This window comes from Kitasatospora sp. NE20-6, assembly GCF_045862635.1.
Genome location: NZ_BPRL01000027.1, coordinates 131,068 through 151,738, shown reverse-complemented (window position 1 = coordinate 151,738; position 20,671 = coordinate 131,068). Strand labels below are relative to the sequence as shown.

At 74.6% G+C, this 20,671-nt stretch carries 16 protein-coding genes and 1 pseudogene; 12 read left to right on the top strand and 5 right to left on the bottom strand.

What is annotated here, in order from left to right; translation table 11 throughout:
- From SNE206_RS20685 to SNE206_RS20670, 4 genes and pseudogenes are all read left to right on the top strand, one after another.
- A pseudogene (locus SNE206_RS20685) lies at positions 1-126 on the top strand (lytic transglycosylase domain-containing protein); the annotation flags it as partial.
- A gap of 288 nt (positions 127-414) precedes the next feature.
- Positions 415-1,107, top strand: a complete 693-nt coding sequence (locus SNE206_RS20680) for a hypothetical protein (protein WP_407914922.1) — start codon at positions 415-417, stop codon at positions 1,105-1,107.
- Positions 1,104-5,369 carry a DUF6531 domain-containing protein gene (locus SNE206_RS20675; RefSeq protein ID WP_407914921.1) on the top strand — a complete coding sequence of 1,422 codons (4,266 nt, stop codon included), beginning with the start codon at positions 1,104-1,106 and terminating at the stop codon, positions 5,367-5,369. Before SNE206_RS20680 ends, SNE206_RS20675 begins: the two co-directional genes overlap by 4 nt.
- Positions 5,366-5,680: a hypothetical protein gene (locus SNE206_RS20670; RefSeq protein WP_407914920.1), complete on the top strand. Its 315-nt coding sequence runs from the start codon at positions 5,366-5,368 to the stop codon at positions 5,678-5,680. The genes SNE206_RS20675 and SNE206_RS20670 overlap by 4 nt, the downstream gene beginning before the upstream one ends.
- A gap of 57 nt (positions 5,681-5,737) precedes the next feature.
- On the opposite strand, the gene SNE206_RS20665 is transcribed toward SNE206_RS20670, so the two are convergent.
- The gene (locus SNE206_RS20665; protein WP_407914919.1) at positions 5,738-6,517 is read right to left on the bottom strand and encodes a GntR family transcriptional regulator; all 780 of its coding nucleotides are present in this window, start codon (positions 6,515-6,517) and stop codon (positions 5,738-5,740) included.
- A 106-nt stretch (positions 6,518-6,623) separates the two neighbouring features.
- On the opposite strand from SNE206_RS20665, the gene SNE206_RS20660 reads away from it, so the two are divergent.
- On the top strand, positions 6,624-7,802 hold the full coding sequence (locus SNE206_RS20660; RefSeq protein ID WP_407914918.1) for a tyrosine-protein phosphatase: 1,179 nt from the start codon (positions 6,624-6,626) through the stop codon (positions 7,800-7,802).
- Between the two features lie 83 nt (positions 7,803-7,885).
- On the opposite strand, the gene SNE206_RS20655 is transcribed toward SNE206_RS20660, so the two are convergent.
- Positions 7,886-8,644 carry an SDR family oxidoreductase gene (locus SNE206_RS20655; protein WP_407914917.1) on the bottom strand — a complete coding sequence of 253 codons (759 nt, stop codon included), beginning with the start codon at positions 8,642-8,644 and terminating at the stop codon, positions 7,886-7,888.
- A 147-nt stretch (positions 8,645-8,791) separates the two neighbouring features.
- On the opposite strand from SNE206_RS20655, the gene SNE206_RS20650 reads away from it, so the two are divergent.
- The 3 genes from SNE206_RS20650 (at position 8,792) to SNE206_RS20640 (ending at position 10,501) form a co-directional block, all read left to right on the top strand.
- Positions 8,792-9,640: a helix-turn-helix transcriptional regulator gene (locus SNE206_RS20650; protein ID WP_407914916.1), complete on the top strand. Its 849-nt coding sequence runs from the start codon at positions 8,792-8,794 to the stop codon at positions 9,638-9,640.
- A gap of 200 nt (positions 9,641-9,840) precedes the next feature.
- The gene (locus tag SNE206_RS20645; protein ID WP_407914915.1) at positions 9,841-10,158 is read left to right on the top strand and encodes a hypothetical protein; all 318 of its coding nucleotides are present in this window, start codon (positions 9,841-9,843) and stop codon (positions 10,156-10,158) included.
- 52 nt (positions 10,159-10,210) lie between these two features.
- Positions 10,211-10,501 (top strand): hypothetical protein, encoded by a 291-nt coding sequence (locus tag SNE206_RS20640; RefSeq protein ID WP_407914914.1) that lies wholly within the window; start codon positions 10,211-10,213, stop codon positions 10,499-10,501.
- An 84-nt stretch (positions 10,502-10,585) separates the two neighbouring features.
- On the opposite strand, the gene SNE206_RS20635 is transcribed toward SNE206_RS20640, so the two are convergent.
- Complete coding sequence (locus SNE206_RS20635; protein ID WP_407914913.1) at positions 10,586-11,920, bottom strand: ABC transporter substrate-binding protein; 1,335 nt, start codon at positions 11,918-11,920, stop codon at positions 10,586-10,588.
- A 650-nt stretch (positions 11,921-12,570) separates the two neighbouring features.
- Here SNE206_RS20635 and SNE206_RS20630 point away from each other — a divergent pair.
- Both SNE206_RS20630 and SNE206_RS20625 read left to right on the top strand, forming a co-directional pair.
- Positions 12,571-13,926: an endo-1,4-beta-xylanase gene (locus SNE206_RS20630; RefSeq protein WP_407914912.1), complete on the top strand. Its 1,356-nt coding sequence runs from the start codon at positions 12,571-12,573 to the stop codon at positions 13,924-13,926.
- 149 nt (positions 13,927-14,075) lie between these two features.
- Positions 14,076-15,473, top strand: a complete 1,398-nt coding sequence (locus SNE206_RS20625) for an SGNH/GDSL hydrolase family protein (protein ID WP_407914911.1) — start codon at positions 14,076-14,078, stop codon at positions 15,471-15,473.
- Positions 15,474-15,518: 45 nt separating this feature from the next.
- Here the strand turns inward: SNE206_RS20625 and SNE206_RS20620 are convergent, their stop codons facing one another.
- On the bottom strand, positions 15,519-16,712 hold the full coding sequence (locus tag SNE206_RS20620) for a PP2C family protein-serine/threonine phosphatase (RefSeq protein ID WP_407914910.1): 1,194 nt from the start codon (positions 16,710-16,712) through the stop codon (positions 15,519-15,521).
- Between the two features lie 83 nt (positions 16,713-16,795).
- On the opposite strand from SNE206_RS20620, the gene SNE206_RS20615 reads away from it, so the two are divergent.
- Together SNE206_RS20615 and SNE206_RS20610 are read left to right on the top strand one after the other, a co-directional pair.
- A complete protein-coding gene (locus tag SNE206_RS20615; RefSeq protein ID WP_407914909.1) occupies positions 16,796-17,314 on the top strand; it encodes a MarR family winged helix-turn-helix transcriptional regulator in 519 nt (172 codons plus the stop codon).
- Between the two features lie 214 nt (positions 17,315-17,528).
- Positions 17,529-17,930, top strand: a complete 402-nt coding sequence (locus tag SNE206_RS20610; protein ID WP_407914908.1) for an STAS domain-containing protein — start codon at positions 17,529-17,531, stop codon at positions 17,928-17,930.
- Positions 17,931-18,012: 82 nt separating this feature from the next.
- Here SNE206_RS20610 and SNE206_RS20605 read toward each other — a convergent pair whose 3' ends face one another.
- Positions 18,013-19,980: an amino acid transporter gene (locus SNE206_RS20605; protein ID WP_407914907.1), complete on the bottom strand. Its 1,968-nt coding sequence runs from the start codon at positions 19,978-19,980 to the stop codon at positions 18,013-18,015.
- Between the last annotated feature and the right edge of the window lie 691 nt (positions 19,981-20,671).

Sequence of the window (20,671 nt, the reverse complement as noted above, 5' to 3'; positions counted from 1 at the left end):
TCCGCCGGCGCCGACTGGAAGACCAACCCCAAGACCCAGATCAAGTGGGCCTACGACTACATGAACTCCCGCTACGGCAGCCCGAACGCCGCCTGGTCCTTCTGGCAGACCCACCACTGGTACTGAGAATCGGCCGCTCCCCCGGAGCGCCTGTACCACCCGCACCCCCTGCCCGGCGCGAGCCGCTCCTCCCCACCGCCCCGGTGGCCGGACAGGGACCACCAGGGGCGCCCGAGGGGGCCCGGCAGGCGTACACCGCCGCCGGGCCCCCTCGACCCGTTTCCGCACCTGGCACCCCCGGGCGGGGTCCGCGACACGCCCACGGGGCACGACCGGGCGGTGTGACGCCCAGTAATATTTTCAGGTTAGGCTGCCCTGTACACAGCAAGACGAACGTGTGCGGGGGTGGGTGGGGTGGGCGTCGTGCTGCCCGACGAACTGGCGTGGGTCCTCGATCTGATAGGCATCGACTGGCCCAACGTCGACGAGGATGACTACCGGGAGATGGCGGACTCGCTACGGGAGTTCGCCGCGGACATCCGCGACCATGCGGCGGAGTCGCACCAGGCCGTCCAGCGGATGATGGCCTCCAACTCCGGGGCCTCGGCCGAGGCGTTCAACGTGCACTGGGAGAAACTCTCCGGCGAGCACATCGAACAGCTCGTGACCGGCTGCGGGGTGGCGGCCACCGTGCTGGACGGGGTGGCCGTCGTCATCACCGCCGCGAAGATCGCCGCCATCGTCCAACTCGTCATCATGGCGGCCGAGTTGATCGCCGCCCAGGCGGCGGCACCCTTCACCTTCGGCCTGTCGGAGGTCGCCGCGGTCGGCGCCACCCAGGCGACCCGGGTCATCGTCCGGCGCGCGCTGAAGGAGGCCGAGGAGCAGATCGTCGAGCAGCTGGTCTCCGCCGCCACCGGGCCGATCATCAGCGCCGTCGCGGGCATGGCCGCGAACCTCGTCATCCAGCTCGGCTCCGAGGCCGTCGGCCTCGGGGACGGCGTCGACATGGCGGAGGTCACCCGGGCGGGCGAGGACGGACTCCGCAGCGGCGTCGACGACTCGATGGACCAGCTGGGCATCGGCGGAACGAGGAACCAGGCATGAGCGGCGAGTTCCGGCACGACCCCCTCGAAGTCGACACCCTCGCAGGCAAGTTCGGCGAGCACTCCGAGAAGATGAACGACTCCGGCGACCGGCATCTCGGCCGCGCGCGCCGCGCCCAGGGCCGCACCCGCGGCCGGGGTGCGCTCGCGCAGGCCGCCGAGACCGGTGTCGACCAGCTGATGGACGCCGTCACCAAGGGCCAGAAGGCGCTGGGCAAACACCTCGACGACGTCGGCAAGGGGCTGAAGCAGACCTCCGCCAACCACCGCGCCAACGAGGCCGACGTCGCCCGGAACCTCGGCGGGATCACCAGCGGCACCCCCGCCCCGCGCACCGTACCGGCCGCCGGCTCCGGCACCCGGAGCTGGGCGAGCGTCGCGGGGGGCAGCGGCAGCGGCGGCGGCGCACCCAAGCCGACCCCGCCGAAGCCCACCCCACCCAAGCCGCCGGCCGACCTCCGCGGCAACGCCGACGGGCCCGGCCGGACGGACATCCAGTCGAACCGCCGCAACACCCGCAGCGACCCGGTCGACGTCGCCTCCGGCGAGGTCGTCCTGGCGCAGACCGACGTCACCCTGCCCGGCGTGCTGCCCCTGGTGCTCTCCCGCACACACGTGTCGAGCTACCGCAGCGGCGGCTGGTTCGGCACCAGTTGGGCCTCCACCCTCGACCAGTACCTCGAACTCGACGACGAGGGCGTGGTGTTCGCCACCGAGGACGGCATGCTGCTGGTCTACCCGGTGCCCGCGCCCGGGCAGCAGGTGCAGCCCGTGCAGGGCCCTGCCTGGCCGCTCTCCTGGGACGGCCCCGACGGCGGACTCCGCGTCACCGACCCCCACTCCGGCACCTGCTGGCACTTCGCCCCGCTGCCCGGCGGTGCCCGCCCGCCGACGCGCCGCACCGGTGCGCTGCCGCTGCCGCTCGCCGCGGTGACCGACCGGGCGGGCAACCGCATCGAGATCCTCCACGGACCGCGGGGCGTACCCACCGAGCTGCGGCACAGCGGCGGTTACCGGATCGGCATCGACACAGCCGGGCCGCGGATCACCGGCCTGCGCCTGCTCACGGCCGAACCGCCGGCAGCGGCACCGGCACCGGCGGACCCCGGGACCGCGGACACCCTCCCGACGGACGCCGCAGGCACGAACACCGCAGGCACGAACACCGCAGGCACGAACACCGCAGGCACGGACGCCACGGGCACGGACGCCACGGGCACGGACACCACGGGCACGGACACCGCACCGGCCGAACCGGACATCCCTCTGGTCGGGTTCGGCTACGACGGCAACGGCCACCTCTCGGCCGTCACCAACTCCTCCGGCCTCGCCATGGAGTTCACCTACGACCCCGCCGGCCGGATCAGCTCCTGGACGGACCGCCTCGGCTACCGCTACCGCTACCTGTACGACCGCGCCGGCCGCTGCGTGCAGACCCGGGGCGACGGCGGCCACCTCGACGCGGTGTTCGCCTACGACGACGCCCGGCGCACCACCACGATGACCGACTCGCTCGGCCACCGCACCCTCTTCCACCTCGACGAGCACGGCCGCACCGTGCGCGAGACCGCCCCGCACGGCGCGGTCGCGCTGACGGAGTGGGACGACCACGGCCGGCTCCTGTCGCGGACGGACCCGCTGGGCCGCACCACGGCGTTCCGCTACGACGCCGCGGGCAACCTCGCCGTGAGCATCCTGCCGGACGGCACGGCCGGCGAGGCCGTCCACGACGAGCAGCACCGCATCACCGCCCTGACCGCGCTCGACGGCGCGCAGTGGACCTACCGGTACGACGAGCACGGCGCGCTGGCCGAGTCCACGGACCCGCTCGGCGCCCGCACGGTCTACGGCAACGGTCCCGGCGGCCACGCCCGCACCGTCACCGACCCGCTCGGCCGCACCACCTCCGTGGCGACCGACCGGGCCGGGCTGCCGGTGCGCACCAGCAGCCCGGCGGGTGCGGTGGTGGAGGTCGTCCGCGACCGGTTCGGCCGCCCGGCCACCATGACGGACCCGCTCGGCGCGGTCACCTCGTACGGCTGGACGGTCGAGGGCCGGCCCGCCTGGCAGGTCGAACCGGACGGCTCGCGCCAGGAGTGGAGCTACGACCCGGAGGGCAACCTCGTCGAGCACCGCGACACCTCCGGCGCGGTCACCCGGTTCGCGTACACCGCGTTCGGCCGGCTCGCCGCCCGCACCGCCCCGGACGGCACGCACCACGCCTTCCGCTACGACACCCAGCTGCGGCTGGTCGAGGTGGTCCGCGGCGACGGCGCCCGGTGGACGTACCGGTACGACGAGGTCGGCGACGTCGTCGGCGAGACGGACTTCGCCGGACGCAGCATCGCCTACACCCGCGACCCGGCCGGGCGGATCACCGCCCGCACCAACGGCGCGGGCCAGACGGTCGAGTACCGCCGCGACACGCTCGGCCGCACGGTCGAGCTCGTCGCCGACGGCAGCACGACCCGCTACACGTACGACGCGGCCGGGCGCGTGCTGACCGTCTCCGACGGCAGCAGCGTGCTGCGGCACACCTACGACGCCGCGGGCCGCCCCCTCACCGAGGAGTGCGACGGCGCGGTCGTCGCCTCCCAGTACGACGGCACCGGCCGGCGGGTGCTGCGCCGCACCCCGAGCGGGACCGAGTCGCGGTGGAGCTACGGCCCGGACGGGCTGCCGCAGTCCCTCGCCGGGCCGGGCGGCACCATCGCCTTCGCGTACGACGCGGCCGGCCGGGAGGTGCGGCGCACCTTCGGTGCCGCCGAACTCACCAGCACCTGGGACGCCGCCGACCGCCTCACCGCGCTGGCGCTGTCCTCCCCGGGCGGGCCGGAGCGGCGGCGCGGCTACCACTACCGCGCGGACGGCGCGCTCGTCGGGACCACCGGCCCGGACGGCGGCGACCGGACGTTCGAACTGGACGCGGCAGCACGGGTGACGGCCGTCACCGGCGCGGGCTGGACGGAGCGGTACGCCTACGACAGCGAGGGCGCCGTCACCCACGGCCTGGCCCCCGGCCCGGCCGTCGAGGACAGCGACGGCGCACGCCTGCTGGAGCTGGGCCGGCTGCGGACGGCCGGGCGCACCGCGTACGAGTACGACGGGCAGGGGCGGCTGGTCCGGGAGACCCGCCGCCTGCTGTCCGGCGGGCGGCAGGTGCGCGAGTACCGCTGGGACAGCCACGACCAGCTGGTCGAGGTGCGGGTGCCGGACGGCACGCTCTGGCGCTACCGCTACGACCCGACCGGCCGCCGGACGGGCAAGGTGCACCTGACGGCGGACGGCACCGCGGTGCTGGCGCAGACCCGGTTCGCGTGGGACGGTGCACAGCTCGCCGAGGAGGTGCACGCCGACGCGTCCGGCACCACCGTGACGAGCTGGGACTGGAGCGTCGGCGGGCAGCGGCCGGTCGCGCAGACCCGCCGGCACCTGCCGGCCGGGGCGCTGCCGCAGGACGAGGTCGACCGGCGTTTCCACGCGATCGTCACCGACCTCGTCGGCGCGCCGACCGAACTGGTCGGCGCGGACGGCACGGTGGCCTGGCAGGCGCGGTCCACCCTGTGGGGTGCACCCGCCACGGGCGACCCGGCCGTGCCGGGCGCCGCGGACTGTCCGCTGCGCTTCCCCGGGCAGTACGCCGACGCCGAGACCGGCCTGCACTACAACGTGCTGCGCTACTACGACCCACGCACCGCCCGCTACATCAGCCCCGACCCGCTCGGGCTGGAGGCCGGCCCCGACCCGTACGGGTACGTGCCGAACCCGCACGCGTGGAGCGACCCGCTCGGCCTCGACGCGGGCATGGTCAACCTCTACCACGGCACCACCGGGAACGGCGCCCAGTCGATCGTCGCCAACGGCATCGACCCCAACTTCCGTCCCCGGCCGATGGACTTCGGCCGTGGCGGCTTCTACGTCACCAACGACCGCCGCCAGGCGGAGCGCTGGGCGCAGCGGCTGGGCGACGGCACCAACGGCGGGCCCGCGGTGATGCACTTCCAGGTGCCGCGCAACGAGCTGGACGCGCTGAACAGCCGCCGGTTCGGGGCGGGCGAGGACCAGGCGCTCGGCGACTTCATCCGCCACAACCGCGGACGCGGCGCGATGCACGACTACGACATGGTGGAGGGCAGAATGCTGATGAACATGCCCGCGCTGCGCAATCCCAACATCCCGATGACACTGCGCGGCCACCAGATGGCCTTCTTCACCGACCGGGGAGCGACCCTGATGCAGAACTCGTACGTGGGTCTCGTATGAGCGACGTGTTCCTGATGCACGCCGACGCGGAGACGACCGCGTACTTCTCCGAGGTCGCCGACGCGCTGTGCGCGCTCTTCGGCATCCCGCGGGCCGAGGCCGTGGCCCGGCTGAACGCCCGGTGGGGGGCGGTGGAGTTCGAGCCGTACCCCGACCTGGTGTGCCACGAGGAGCCGGAGCACTGGGCGTACCTCCTCTACCACGGCGACGTGCCGTACTGGGAGGCGGACGCCGACCGGTCGGCGTGGCCGGTGCTGCCTCCGCCGCCGGCCGGGTCGCCGGCCTGGACGGCGGCGCCGCCTCAGGAGTGACGCGGCGGGACGGGTTCCCCGGCCCGGGCGGTCGGGCCCGGGCGGTCGGGGCCGGGCTCAGTCCTGGTAGTGCAGGACGAAGCGGACGGCGTCGCCGCGCAGGCGGCGCCGGACGAAGTAGACCGGCGTGCCGTCCGCGGTGCAGCTGACGCCCTCGCGGACGAGCAGCGGGTGGCCGGTCGGCACGCCGAGCAGCGGGGCGTCGGTGAGGTCGGCGGCGGTCGCGGAGAACGCCCGCCAGGCGTACCGCACGGGCTCGCCGAGCACCCGGTGGAGGGCGGCGGCGAGGTTCGCGGTCTCCTCCAGCGCGGGCAGCACGGCGGGCAGGAGGTCGGCGGCGAGCCAGTAGCTGCTGACGGCCAGCGGGCTGCCCCCGGGGTCGATGAGGGTGTCGAGGCGGCGGACGCGCCCGGGCGGAAGGCCGAGGGCGCGGGTCGCCTCGCCCTCGGCCGCGTCCGCGGTGCGCAGCACGCGCTCGACCCGGGCGGTCGCCGGGTCGGGCTGCGGCGCCGCAGGGTCGGCCGGCGCCGCGGGGTCGGCCGGTGCGGCGGGGCCGCCGGGGGCGATCCGCTGGCTGCGCGGGCTGACGTCGACGGACACCTGGGTGGGCGGTGTGCGGACGAAGGTGCCGATGCCGCGGCGGATCTCGACGGCCCCGGCGCGGTCGAGCTCGGCGACGGCCTGACGCACGGTCAGCCGGTTGACGGCGTACCGGTCGGCGAGCTCGGACTCGCTCGGCAGCTGCGCGCCCGGGGGGAGGTCCCTGCCGTCGATGCGGTCCTGCAGGTGCCGGGCGAGCTGGAGGTAGAGGGGCACGGTCCCGTGGCGCTGCAACACCCGGCGAATCCTACGGCAGTGCGGCGGAGCGCCGCCGACACGTCACGTTCATCTCCGCTCCCCGTACGGTCGCCCTGCGCGTCAGCTCGGACATCTAGACGTATAGATGTCCACCCTGACCTTGGAGAACAGCATGTCCCTGTCGCACAACAGCTCCCCCGCGCCGACCCGCCCCACCGCCCGCCGGCTCGTCACCGCGGGCCTCGCCGGGGCGCTCGCCCTCGGCACGGCGGTCGGCACCGCCTCCGTCGCGGACGCCGCCACCGCGCACCCGGCCGCCGCGTACGGCCCGGCGCGGTCCGCGCAGGCGATCCCCTTCACCGCGGCGACCGTGACCCGGCAGGCCGACGGCTCGTTCACCGTCGCCTGGTCCGCACCCGGTGTCCGGCACGTCACCGTCCTCGCCGGCCGCGACCCGCAGCACATCGACCGGCGGCACGCCGTCGCCACCGGCCGCGGCAGCGGCACCGCCACGGTCACCGGGCTCGGCACCGCGGACCGCTGGTGGTTCGAGATCGTGCCCGACCGCGGCGCGTCCCTCACCCTCGCCGACCGCTCCCTGCACCTCGCCTCCGCCCCCAACTTCCGCGACGCGGGCGGCTACCGCACGAGCGACGGCCACTGGGTGCGGATGGGCGTCCTCTACCGCTCCGGCGACCTCTCCCGGCTGACCGACGCCGACCTGGCGACGCTGCGCCGCCTCGGCATCCGCACCGACGTCGACCTGCGCACCGCCTCCGAGCGCGCGGCCTCCCCGGACCGCGTCCCCGCCGGCACCGCCTACGTCGTCGCGGACGTCCTCGGCAGCAGCATCAGCAGCTCGCTGCCCGCCACGGAGGCCGCCGCCGTGCAGATGATGGAGGACATCGAGCGCACCATGGTCTCCTCCGACAGCGGCCGGCAGGCGTACACCACGCTGGCCGGCGCCGTGGCCGACCGCGGTGCGGCAGCCGTCCTCTACCACTGCACGGCCGGCAAGGACCGCACCGGCTGGGCCAGCGCCGCCGTCCTCACCGCCCTCGGCGTGCCCCGCGCGACCGTGGACGCCGACTACCTCGCCAGCAACACCTACCGCGCGGCCGAGAACGCCGCCGCCCTCCAGCAGGTGCCCGCGTCGATGCGGCCCGCCTACCAGGCCCTCCTCGACGTGCGCCCGTCCTACCTCGACGCCGGCTTCGCCGAGGTCACCCGCGTCTACGGCTCCTTCGACGGCTACCTCCGCACGGGCCTCGGCCTCGACGGCCGCGACCTGCGCGACCTGCGCCGGCAGCTGCTCGTCGGCTGACCCGCCGCCCGGCCGCCCCCTCCCGGCCCGGGCCCGGCCCGCGTCGGGCCAGGCACCGGGTCGGGCTCAGCCCCGGGCCGGGCTCAGCCCCGGGTCGGGACGACCAGCGAGTGCGCGAGGTGGACGTGCCGCGGGCGGCTGACGGTGTAGGCGATCAGGTCCGCGACGTCCTCCGCGCGCAGCACCGGGACGGCGTCCATCATCGCGGCGAACTGCGCGCTCAGCCCGGGGTTGTCGATGTGCCGGACGATCTCGGTGTCGGTCAGCCCCGGCTCGACCGCGCTCACCCGCACGTCCTTCGGGCCGTACTCGGTGCGCAGCGAGGCGGACAGGTGGCTGACCGCGGCCTTGGTGGCGGCGTAGACGGCGAACGCCGGGTAGGCCGTGCGGGCCGAGACGGACGAGACGGTGACGAGGTCCGCGGAGCGGCCGGCGGCGGCCGCGGCGACCAGGTCGTCGGCGAACGCGTCGATCACGTGCAGGGTGCCGGTGAGGTTCGTGTCGACCATCCGCGTCCACTCGTCGAGCCGGTGCAGGTCCGCCGGGTTGGGCAGGGCCACCCCGGCGGCGTTGACCAGGAGGTCGACGCCGCCGAGCGCCGTACGGACGGTGTCCGCGGCGTCCTGCACCGCGCGCCGGTCGGTGATGTCCGCGGTCACCGCGAGGGCGCGTCCGCCGTCGGCGGTGATCTTCGCGGCCAGCTCGGTGAGGCGGTCGGTGCGCCGGGCGAGGAGGGCCACCGTGGCGCCGCCCGCGGCGAGGAGCCGCGCGGTGGCGGCCCCCATGCCGCTGGCCGCTCCGGTGACCAGGGCGGTGCGTCCGGCGAGGGCGGGGTAGGTCATGCGGAAGTCCTTCGGTCGGCTCCGGTGCCGCCCGGGCGGGTCGGCGGTCCCACCCTCGCGCCGGGTGCGGGGTGCCGCCCAGGGCTCGGCCCGTCGTAGGTCCGGCAGTACCAGGTCCGCCCGGCCGGCGGCCCGTAGGCTGGGCGGATGGACAACGCCCTGGGGGACTTCCTGCGCTCGCGCCGCGCCCGGCTGCGCCCGCAGGACGTCGGGTTGGTGGGGTACGGCCCGCGGCGCGTGCCGGGGCTCCGCCGCGAGGAGGTCGCCCGGCTCGCCGGGGTCAGCGTCGACTACTACGTGCGGCTGGAGCAGGGGCGCCGGGGGCCCGCGGTGTCCGACTCCGTGCTCGGCGCCGTCGCCCGCGCGCTGGCCCTCGACGAGGTCGAACGCCGGCACCTCTTCGACCTGGCCCGCCCCCCGGCACCGCGGACGCCCGCGCAGCCGGCCGTCCGGCCCGGGGTCCGGTCGGTGCTGGACGCCCTGGGCGGCGCACCCGCCTTCGTCCTCGGCCGCCGGATGCAGGTGCTCGCGTGGAACGCGGTCGCCGACGCCCTCCTCGGCTTCTCGGCCGTGCCCGGGGGCTACAACGCGGCGCGGCAGATCTTCCTCGACCCGGCGGCGCGGACGCTCTTCACCCGCTGGGAGGAGGAGGTGGCCGCCGACGCCGTCGCCTTCCTGCGGCTGGACGCGGGCCGGCACCCGGACGATCCCTGGCTGACCGCGCTCATCGCCGAACTCTCCGCCGGGAGCAGCGACTTCCGCGCCCTGTGGGCGGCGCACCGGGTGAAGGACAAGACCCACGGCCGCAAGCACCTGTGGCACCCGGCCACCGGGGCGCTCGACTTCGCCTACGAGAGCCTCACCCTGCCCGGCGACCCGGACGTCCTGATCGTCGCGTACACCGCCGAGCCCGGCTCGCGGACGGCGCAGCGGATCGCCCTGCTCACCGAACTGCCCGCCCCGGCGATGGCGGGCGCGGGCGCGGGACCGGGCTGACACACTGCCGGGCCGCCGCGGACGCGGCGGACGCGGCGGCCGGAAACCCGGAGTTCACCGGCCACCCCTACCCAGGGCGGGCATGGACACGGCACACTGATGCCCGCGGTGCGCGCCGCGCACGAACGGCCCGCGCCGCGACGGCACCACCACGCCCCGGCCCGCACCGTCAGGAGCACTGCCCGGCAGAGGAGTCGACCATGCGGATGTCCCTCGCTCGCGCCCTGGTGGCGGTCGCCGCCGTGGCGGCACCGTCCGTCGCCGCCACCGGCACCGCCGGGGCGGTCGTCCCGCCCGAACACGCGGTCGTCGTCTGCCGGAGCGCGAGCTTCTACGCCAACTACGACAGCGCCTCCGGCCCGGTGGGGCTGATCCGGGTGCTCGGCTCCGGCAACAAGGTCGGCCACACCAGGGGCGCCCACCCGGTCTACAACGGCTGGGCGGCGACCTTCGACTTCGGCAAGGGCGACTGGGGTTACGTGCGCATCGAGTGCCTCGGCGGCTACGGCTCCTGGTGACGCCGCGCACCGCACCCCACTCCCCCGACCCGCCGGACGAAGGAGCACCCCCGTGACCGCCACCCGCACCCTCCTGCGCACCGCCGCGGCATCGGCCGCCCTCACCGCGGCGGTGGCGCTCACGGCCGCACCGGCCCTGGCCGCCGACGGCACGGTCGGGCAGCGCGAGGCCGTCTGCGCCCACGACCTGTACGTCCGCACCGCACCCGGCGGCGCCTGGACGGGCACGCTGTACACCGGCCAGACCTTCCTGGTCGAGCGCGCCCAGCCCGGCTGGGTGTACGGCTTCGCCTACGGCGACATCAACCGGCGCGGCTGGGTGCAGGACGGCTGGTTCTGCTGACCGGCCCCGCCGGGCCGCCCGTGGTACCTCCTGCGGCACCGCCGACCGGTGCCGCAGGAGGAGTTGCAGGGACTCGCCCGCGGCTCAGCCCGTCGGCAGGGCCTGCATGGCCTTGACGAAGCCGTTCTCGTCGATCCGGCCGGCGAAGAAGTCCTGGACGGCCCGGTGGATGGGCGTGCTCGCCGCCGGCGGGTACGCCTGGTCCCAGGAGAGCTCGAACGACGGCGCGGCCCTGACCAGTTCGAACTGGTAGGTGGAGTACGCCGGGTTGGGGGCGGTGGCGAGGAACTTGGGCGTGTTGGTGGTGGTGGGCAGGTTGCCGACGCCCAGCTGGGCCTGCACGAACTCGTCGGAGTACTGCAGCTTGAGGAACTCCGCGACGGCGGCCGGGTGCTTGGTCCGCTTCGCGACGGAGTAGAAGTTGTTGGTGTTGCCGACGACGTTCTTCGGGTCGCCCTTGCCGCCCGGAACGGTCGGGAAGGAACCGTAGCCGAGGTCGGACGCGGCGAACTCCGGGGCGGCGTCCTGCTGCGTGGAGTACTCCCAGGAGCCCATCAGCTCGAAGGCGGCCTTGCCGTGGGCCAGCAGCGCCGGGGAGCCCCCGTCGGTGAACTTCACCGAGTCGTACGAGGTGCCGAAGGCCCCCGCGTCGACGAGCTGCCGGATCAGCCGAAGGGCCTTCCTGCTGTCGTCGCCCGCCCAGGCGTCCCGGTTGCCGTTCAGGGCCTTCTGGAAGAGGCCGGGGTCGGTGAGACCGCTCGGGCCCGCGATGCGGTCGTAGAGGTACTCGAACCACATCAGGGTGGGCCACTGGTCGCCGCCGCCGAGGGCGATGGGGGTGATGCCCTTCGCCTTCAGGGTGCGTACGGCGTCGAGCAGTTCGCTCCAGGTCTTCGGCGGCGTGAGGCCCGCGTCGGCGAGCACCTTCTTGTTGTGGAAGAGCAGGACGGGCTGGGTGCCGCGCATCGGCACGCCGTACGGCTTGCCGTCGATCACGGCCGTGTTGAAGACCGACTGCAGGAAGTTGGCCTTGAGGCCGGGGTCCTGGGCGATCATGTCGTCGAGCGGCTTGAGCAGCCCGGCGTCGACGAAGGGCTTGATGCTGCCGCCGCCCCAGTTGAAGAAGACGTCGGGCGCCTGCTTGGTGTTGATGATCGTCTGGAGCTTCTGCTGGTAGTCGGCGCCCGGGATGGTGTCCAGGACGGCCTTCACCTTGGAGGTCTTGTTGAAGGTCTCGACGAGCTGCTTCTCGACCTTGTTCGCGGCGTCGCCGTAGACGAGCACGTGGATCTCGCCGGTGCCGCTGTCGACGGCCTCGGCGTCGGCGCCGGGGTCGGATCCGCAGCCGGCCAGTGTCAGGCCGAGGAGCAGGGCGGTGCCGCCCGCGAGCAGGTGAGGGAGCCGGGTGGGGCGTTGCATCGGAGCATCAAGCCTTTCGAAACTTTTCGGCATCATTGCCGAAATCTGTGGCGCGGCTGCGACGCTAGGACCCGCCCTGACAGAGGGTCAACCCCCGTGCACAGGGTTATCGGAACGTGACGCACCGGCCGCCCGGCCGGACCGCACCCGCACACCCCGGGGCGGCACCCCCTCCGGCCACGGGCGGGAAGCAGCGCTCCGGACGGGCATGCGCCCCACGTCGACCCGCAGGTTTGCCGCGCCCGGCCCGGCCCGATCATGCAGAGTGGGAAGGCAACTGACGCACCGTCGGACGATCGGCCACCCCAAGGCTCCTCACCGGCGGCGCCGAAAATTACCCGGGAGTAACCCTTGCGGGCTCGAAAACAGCCGGACCATACTCCGCAAGGTTTCTGGAACGTGTCGGCCGCCTGTCGACGCAGTCCGAGCCCCCCGTGCCACCGGAGCTCCGAAGCCCGGAGCCCCTCAGCCCGGAGCCCGCAGCCGCCCCGGCCCCTGCCTGCTCCGTCGCACCACCCGGCGCACCACCACCCACCGGGCCACCACCGCGTCCCCGACCCACCACCGACCCCACCCACCCCACCCCACCCACCCCATCCGACCGGGCACCCCCACTCCCCCAGGGCCCGGTCCGACGAAGGAGACCGACGTTGAGGAAACTCCCGCGCCGCATCCGCCCGACCGCCGTCCGTGCCCTCCTCGCGACGGGCCTCGCCGGCGCCGTCGTGACGACCGGTCTCGCCGGCAGCGCCCACGCCGCGTCCACGCTGGCCGGGTCCGCCGCCGCGAAGGGCCGCTACTTCGGCACCGCCGTCGCCGCGAACCACCTCGGTGAGAGCGCCTACGCCTCCACCCTGGACGCCGAGTTCAACGCCGTCACACCCGAGAACGAGATGAAGTGGGACGCCGTCGAGGCCACCCGCAACACCTTCACCTACAGCGCCGCCGACCAGATCGTCAGCCACGCCCAGAGCAAGTCCATGAAGGTCCGCGGCCACACCCTGGTCTGGCACTCCCAGCTCCCCGGCTGGGTCGGCTCCCTCGGCACCACCGACCTGCGCACCGCGATGAACAACCACATCACCCAGGTCATGACCCACTACAAGGGCAAGATCTACGCCTGGGACGTCGTCAACGAGGCCTTCCAGGACGGATCCAGCGGCGCCCGCCGCAGCTCCCCGTTCCAGGACAAGCTCGGCAACGGCTACATCGAGGAGGCCTTCCGCACCGCCCGCTCCGTCGACCCCAACGCCAAGCTCTGCTACAACGACTACAACACCGACGGCCAGAGCGCGAAGAGCAACGCCGTCTACGCGATGGTCAAGGACTTCAAGCAGCGCGGCGTGCCCATCGACTGCGTCGGGTTCCAGTCGCACTTCAACAGCGCCTCGCCCGTGCCGTCCGACTACCAGGCCAACCTGCAGCGCTTCGCCGACCTCGGCGTCGACGTCCAGATCACCGAGCTCGACATCGAGGGCTCCGGCACCGCCCAGGCCACCAGCTACGGCAAGGTCACCACGGCCTGCCTCGCCGTCACCCGCTGCACCGGCATCACGGTCTGGGGCATCCCCGACAAGTACTCGTGGCGCAGCAGCGGCACGCCGCTCCTCTTCGACAACAACTACGCCAAGAAGCCGGCCTACACCGCCGTCCTGACCGCCCTCGGCGGCACCACCGGCGGAGGCGGGGGCGGCGGCACCGCCACCTGCACCACCACCTACGCCCGGACCAACGTGTGGTCGGACCGCTTCAACGGCCAGGTCACCGTCACCGCGGGGAGCAGCGCCATCACCGCGTGGAGCGTGAACGTGACGTTCACCTCCCCGCAGAAGGTCTCCACCACCTGGAGCGGCACCCCGACCTGGGACAGCAGCGGCAACGTCATGACCATGAAGCCCAACGGCAACGGGAGCCTCGCCGCCGGGGCATCCACCAGTTTCGGCTTCACCGTCATGACCAACGGCAACACCAACGCCCCCACCGTCGGAGCCTGCACCGCCTCGTGACCCGTCCCGGCTCCGGCGGCTCCCCCGCTGCCGCCGGAGCCGGCCCGTCACCGCGCGGCCCCGGCGGCCCCACCCGCCGGGGCCGCCGGTGCGGGCCCCGTCACGCCGCGCGTCCGCGCACCGAGCCGCCCACGGAGGACACCCGAACCATGGACCGAACCACGCCCGCCCGCCCCCTGGCCACCGTCGCGACCGGCGCCGCCGCGGTGGCAGCCGTGGCCGCGGTGGTCGCCGCCACCTCGCTCGCCGCCACCTCGCTCGCCGGCGGTGCGGTGGGCGGCGGCCGCACCGCCGCCGCGCCCTCCGCCGCGTCCGCCGGCGGCCGGGCGGCCCCGGGGCACTGGCTGGACACCTGGGCGTCGATGCCCCAGCTCACCGAGCCCGGCAACATGCCGCCGGCGCCGTTCACCCAGGACCACCTCGTGCTGCCCGACACCACGCTGCGGCAGACCGTCCACGTGTCGGCCGGCGGGCGGCAGCTGCGACTGCGCTTCTCCAACGCCTTCGGCGGCACCGCCCTGCCCCTCACCGCCGTCTCGGTGGCCCTGCCCGCCGGCGGGCAGGCGGGCACCAGCGGGATCCGGCCCGGCAGCTCCCGGCCGGTCACCTTCCACGCGCGCCCGTCGGTGTCCGTGCCGGTCGGCGCCCAGGTGGTCTCCGACCCCCTCGACTTCGACCTCGCCCCCGGGACCGACCTCACCGTCACGCTCCACCTGGCCCGGGGCCAGGCGTCCGACGCCATCACCTCGCACCCCGGCTCCCGGACCACCAGCTACCTGCTGGCGGGCAGCCACGTGCAGGACACGGACCTGCCCGGGGCGACCCCCGCCGACCACTGGTACTTCCTCAGCGGGGTCGAGGTGTGGTCGCCCCGGGGCGAGGCCGCGGCCGTGGTGCTGGGCGACTCGCTCACCGACGGCCGGGGCTCGACGACCAACCGGAACGACCGCTGGCCCGACCAGCTGCTCCGGCGCCTGCAGGCACGGCCGGACACGGCCGGCACCGCGGTCGTCAACGAGGCGGCGGGCGGCAACCGGGTGCTCGACGACGGCCTCGGCCCCAACGCTCTCGCTCGGCTCGACCGCGACGTGCTGGTGCGCAGCGGCGTGCAGTGGCTGATCGTCTTCGAGGGTGTCAACGACATCGGCACCGCCGCCGCCACCGCGGAGGCCCAGACCCGGGTCGCGGACGACCTCGTCGCCGCGTACGACCAGATCGTGGCCCGCGCGCACGCCCAGGGCATCCGGGTCTACGGGGCGACGCTGACGCCCTTCGGGGGCAACGCCGCCTACGACGACCCGGACGGCCACCGCGAGGCGGCCCGGCAGCGGGTCAACCGGTGGATCCGTACGAGCGGGCGGTTCGACAGCGTGATCGACTTCGACCGTGCGGCGCGCGACCCGCAGGCGCCACGGCAGTTGCTGCCGGCGTACGACGTCGGCGACCACCTGCACCTCGGCCCGGTGGGCTACGGTGCGCTCGCCGACGCCGTGCCCGGCACGCTGTTCCGGCAGGCCCCGCTGCCGCCCGGCTTCGACCGCGGGTAGCCGGGGCGCTTGCCGCGTCCGCAGCGCCGACGCCCCGCGCGCGGCTCAGGCGGGAGGGGCGTCGGCGGGGGCCGGATGCCGGCCGTACCAGTCGAGGCAGACGAGGAGGGCGTCGTCACGGGGGTCGTCGTCGCGGTGCCGGGCCAGCTCGGTCAGCACCGCGCGGGGCACCTCCGCGGCGGGCAGCAGCTGGGTCGCCAGGACGGCCCGGACCAGGGCGCGTTCGCCGTAGGGCTCGCCCGCCCGGGAGGCGACCGCGTGGACGCCGTCGCTGACGAAGATCAGCCGGTCCCCGGGCTCGACCCGGATGCGCTGCGGCGCGTACGGCGTGTCGTCGGCGAGGCCGAGCGGCAGCTGCGCCTCGAACGGGATGTGTTCGACCGCCCCCGCGCGGAGCCGCAGCAGCTGCGGCGAGCCGGCGTCGACGATCTCCACCAGGCCGGTGTCCAGGTGGAACTCCAGGAGCAGGACGGAGACGTGGGCCTTGCCGCGGTACTGCCCGTACACGGCCTGGTCGGCCAGGGCCGCCTGGTCGGCGATGTCGACGCCGGCCCGGCGGGCGTTGCGCAGGGCGCTGACGGCGAGGTTGGTGAGGAGGGACGCCTCGATGCCCTCGCCCATGCCGTTGGTGACCGTCAGGGTGAGGCGGTCCTCGGTGGCGGACCAGTCGAAGTTGTCGCCGTGGATCGCGTAGGCGGGTTCGAGCTGGGCACCGATGGCGTACTCGTCACGGATGCAGGCGCGCGCCGGCAGGAGCTGCCACTGCATCTCGGCGGCCAGGGTGAGGCGGTCCTTGCGGCGGGCCTGGAGGTAGAGGTCGGTGTCGCGCTCCGCGACGACGATGTGGTGTCCCAGGATCTCGGCGATCTCCCACAGCTCGTCCTGCACGGCCCGGGTGAGGCCGGCCCGGTCGAGGCCCGTGGTCAGGACCCCGAGCCGGTCGCCCCGGACGGTCACCGGCAGGTGCAACAGCACCGCACCCCCGGCCGGGCCGGGCTCGGCGAAGGGCTCCTGCGCCCCGAAGGCACGGCCGGGAGCCGTCGTGTGCACCGGGAGCGGCCGGGCCGTGCGGGGCAGTTCGGTGACCGGCTGCAGCACGGTCAGGCTGTAGTCGGCCAGGAGCAGCTCGACCTGCCGTGCGCCGTACAGGCGGGTCAGGGACTCGCGCACGGCGTCCAGCAGGGCGTAGGGGGCAGCAGCGCGCAGCGCGCGCTCGACCGTCGACAGATTGGCTGTCACTCGATCCGCCTTTTCGTCCGACCGCCGGCCGTTCCGGCCGACGGGTTGTCCTGTGGTGTGGCAGGGGTGTCAAGATGGGCCCCATGAACACCGTCTCCCCGCTTCCGGGCCGCTCAGACGTCGCGGCCGTCGCGTCGTCCGTGGTGGAGCTGCTGGAGGTGCTCTGGGGCGGCGGACGCGACCTGGTCTCCGCGCCGGTGTCGGTGTCGCAGCTGCGGGTGCTCTACGTGCTGGAGAACAACGACGGCATCAACCTCCGCACCCTCACCGAGACGCTGGACTCACGGCCGTCCTCGGTGAGCCGGCTGTGCGACCGGCTGGAGGCGATCGGCCTGGTGCAGCGCACCGCCAGCGCGGCCAGCCGCCGGGAGCTCGAACTGCACCTCACGCCCGCCGGCCGGACGTTCCTCACCGATCTGCGCACCACCCGGGAGCAGGCGCTGGAGCGGATCCTCGACGCCATGCCGGGTGCGGACCGCCGTGCCCTGCTGGCCGGGCTGCAGTCCTTCCGTACGGCCGCGCTGGACACGGCGGCACCGGGCGCCTCCGCCGCGGGCACGCCGGCGGGACCGGGCGACGCCGAGGCCACCCGCAGCGCCTGATCCGGCCGCCCGCGCCCCCTGGTCCGGGCCTCTCCCACCGGGCTGTCGGCCGCGCCGGGCGGCCGCTCGGGCCGGCCGCGCCCGAAGCGACCCGCCGATAGTTGCCGAGGGTGGATTGTTGTCGAAGTGCAAACGTTGCCTCTAGGGTGGGCACGTGCCGCAGTTCGCGGCCCCGGGCTGCGTCCTGCACGCCGCCCGGTGAAGGGAGGCCGTTGTGGCCGAACGACCCAGCACGGCACCGGGCTACCTGGCGGTGCGCATCAGGACGGGTGCGAGCGTCATCTCCATCGAGCTGTCCGGCGAACTCGACATGGACACCGCCCCACAGGTCGAGGAGGCCGTCCGGCAGTCCCTCCTCGCCCACCCCCGCATCGTCGTCCTCGACGCGGCGGCGCTCACGTTCTGCGACTGCGCGGGCCTGGGCAGCCTGCTGCGGGCGCGCCAGCGCATCGACGGCGAACGCGCCACCTTCCATCTGGAGAACCCCTCGCCCGTCCTCCTGCGCCTCGCGGCCCTCAGCGGCACCTCGCGCGTCCTCGGCCTTCCGGGGGCGCTGCCCGCGGTCCGGACCGAACCGGCCCGTCCCGGGGGCGTCGCGGTCGGTGCCGGCCGCTGACCACCGGCCGTGCGACGGCGCGGGCGGGCCCCCGGAAGCACACCGTTCCGGGGGCCCGCCCGCGCCGTCGCGCACGCGGCACTCAGCCGACGTGCACCCGGGGCCGGCGGGCCCGGTCGGGCTCGGCCTCGCGCAGCACCTCGCGGGTGACCGGCGCGACCTCGCCCTGACCGAACAGGAAGAACCACAGCAGCTGCGCGAAGGGGTTGCCCTCCGTCCACTCGAAGTAGATGTGCGGCTGCCGCCCGGTGGCGTCCCGCACGTGCAGGAGCAGCGCCGCGAGCGCGTTCGGGATGGACGAGTGCTCCAGCGTCAGGACGCGGTAGCGGTCGTGCAGCACCTCGCCGCGCACCCGCAGCTCGGCCTCGAAGTCGGACGGGTCGCGGACCACCACCTCCACGAAGACCAGATCGTCCTCGGCGGGGATGCCGTTGTCGGTGCGGATCTGGTGCGCCTTGTCGCGGTACTCGGCGAGGTCGCGGCCGCTGGGCTCGTTGGCGATCAGCCGGATCGAGTGGTGCGCGCAGTCGCGGACGAACCGCTCGGCGGTGTCGTCGAGGACCACCTCGGTGACCCGGAGTTCGAAGGCGCGGGCCAGCCGGGACGCGAACGAGATGAGGATGATGCCGGCGATGAAGCAGGCGCCGATCTTCACGCCGTCCGGGCGCTCGGCGATGTTGAGGCCGGTGGTGTAGAGGAACACCGCGGCGATGACGCCGAAGGCGGCCGTCCAGCCGTGCTGGCGGGCGCGCCGGGCGGCGATGGTCACGGCGATCGCGGCCGAGCTGATCAGCACGAGCACGCCGGTCGCGTACGCGCCGCCCTGCTTGTCGACGTCGGCGTCGAAGATCCACGTGACCAGGAAGGCCACCGCGGTCAGCACCAGCACGGTGGGCCGGACGGCCCGGGCCCAGTGCGGCGCCATGCCGTAGCGCGGCAGGTAGCGCGGGAGCAGGTTGAGCATGCCGGCCATCGCGGACGCCCCGGCGAACCACAGGATCGCGATGGTCGACACGTCGTAGACGGTGCCGAACGCGCCGCCGAGGTACGCGTGGGCGAGGTAGGCCAGGGCGCGGCCGTTGGCCTCACCGCCCGGCTGGAAGGCGTCGGCGGGGATCAGCAGCGTGGTGATGAAGCTGGTGGTGATCAGGAAGACGCTCATGATCACGGCGGAGGTGGTGAGCAGCTTGCGGGCGCCGCGGATCCGGCCGACGGGCTCCTCCTCGGTCTCGCCGGGCCCGCCCTCGATGTGCGGCATGACGGCGACACCGGTCTCGAATCCGGACAGGCCCAGGGCGAGCTTCGGGAACACCACCAGGGAGACCCCGATCATCGCGAACACGTTCCCGTGTTCGAGCGTCAGGGCGTGCGACCAGTCCGCCACCACGTGCGGCGCCGTCGCCACGTGCCACAGGCCCACGCCGACGACCACGACGTTCAGCGCCAGGTAGACGCCGACCAGCCCCACGGCCAGGCCGATGGCCTCGCCGAACCCCTTCAGGAACACCGCCCCGAGCAGGGCGACGAGCACGAGGGTGACGAGCACCTGGCGGCCGTGGAGCGCGCCGCTCAGATGCGGGTTCTCGACCAGGTGCGCGGTGGCGTCCGCGGCGGACAGCGTGATGGTGATCAGGAAGTCCGTCGCCGCGAACCCGAGCAGCACCAGCACGAAGAGCTTGCCCTGCCAGAAGGTCAGCAGCCGCTCCAGCATCGCGATCGAACCCTCGCCGTGCGGGCTCTCGCGGGCCACCCGCCGGTAGACCGGCAGCGCCCCGCAGAGCGTGATGACGACGAGCACGATCGTCGCGATCGGCGACAGCAGCCCGGCGGCGAGCGCGGCGATGCCCGGCTGGTAGCCGAGCGTCGAGAAGTAGTCCAGGCCGGTCAGGCACATCACCCGCCACCACCGCTGCCCCTGGTGCACGGGCGCCTTCGCGTGCGGGCCCGGATGCTGGCTGGCCCGGTCCGCCAGCCCCTCCAGCAGCCACGCCCGGAGGCGGCCCGGCGACCCGGACGAGGGAGCGGGGAGCGGAGGAGGAGAAACGGACACGGTGGACTCCGGGGAAACGCCGAACGATCGAGCCACCCAGCAGGGCGGCGACGCCAGCGTAGGCGGAGCCGCCACCCGGCCCGCCGCCCCCGTCCGGGCCGCCCGGGCCCTCGTACGCCTGTCGGCCCCGCCCCACCACCGCCCGCCCGCTGCCGCCGGCCCCGCGCGGCCGCCGCCGCGCCCCGCCCGGCGCAGCACCTGGCGCCGCTCCCCGGTCGCACCGCAACGTGCCTGCTCCGCACGGCAGTCGGCACCGCGCCGCAGCCGTACGGACCGTCCGCGGGAGGCATCCGCCGAGCCGCGCCGACCGGCCGGCCGCCGACCCGCGGACCCCGGACGCACCCGCCGCGCGGCCCGCCCGGCAGCACCCCCGGGCGGCGGCCGCGGACCCTGAGGGCCGGAGCGGCGGGGTGAACCTTGACGGATCCTTAACGCGGCGCTCCCCCGCGCCCGGCCGGGCCCGGCCCCCGCCGCGCCGCAGACTCAGGGCCGGGCGTCGCCGACGACGACGTCGCTGGACGCGGAGCATGCCCTGCCCGAGATCCTCGGGCAGGGCAGGGCAGGGCAGGGCACGGCACGGCACGGCACGGTCTTCGGGTTACGGCAGGCTGTTTGCGAGTTCGGCGTCGCTCTCCGCGACCGCCCCTTCCATGTCGGCCATGCGGACACGGTCCCGTCCCGGACCGACATC

Excerpts from the sequence above, each read along its gene's own strand:
- SNE206_RS20615 (WP_407914909.1), top strand. The coding sequence starts at position 16,796 with ATGAACACCGTCTCCCCGCTTCCGGGCCGCTCAGACGTCGCGGCCGTC.
- SNE206_RS20645 (WP_407914915.1), top strand. The coding sequence starts at position 9,841 with ATGCGGATGTCCCTCGCTCGCGCCCTGGTGGCGGTCGCCGCCGTGGCG.
- SNE206_RS20675 (WP_407914921.1), top strand. The coding sequence starts at position 1,104 with ATGAGCGGCGAGTTCCGGCACGACCCCCTCGAAGTCGACACCCTCGCA.
- SNE206_RS20625 (WP_407914911.1), top strand. The coding sequence starts at position 14,076 with ATGGACCGAACCACGCCCGCCCGCCCCCTGGCCACCGTCGCGACCGGC.
- SNE206_RS20670 (WP_407914920.1), top strand. The coding sequence starts at position 5,366 with ATGAGCGACGTGTTCCTGATGCACGCCGACGCGGAGACGACCGCGTAC.
- SNE206_RS20655 (WP_407914917.1), bottom strand. The coding sequence starts at position 8,644 with ATGACCTACCCCGCCCTCGCCGGACGCACCGCCCTGGTCACCGGAGCG.
- SNE206_RS20635 (WP_407914913.1), bottom strand. The coding sequence starts at position 11,920 with ATGCAACGCCCCACCCGGCTCCCTCACCTGCTCGCGGGCGGCACCGCC.
- SNE206_RS20650 (WP_407914916.1), top strand. The coding sequence starts at position 8,792 with ATGGACAACGCCCTGGGGGACTTCCTGCGCTCGCGCCGCGCCCGGCTG.
- SNE206_RS20660 (WP_407914918.1), top strand. The coding sequence starts at position 6,624 with ATGTCCACCCTGACCTTGGAGAACAGCATGTCCCTGTCGCACAACAGC.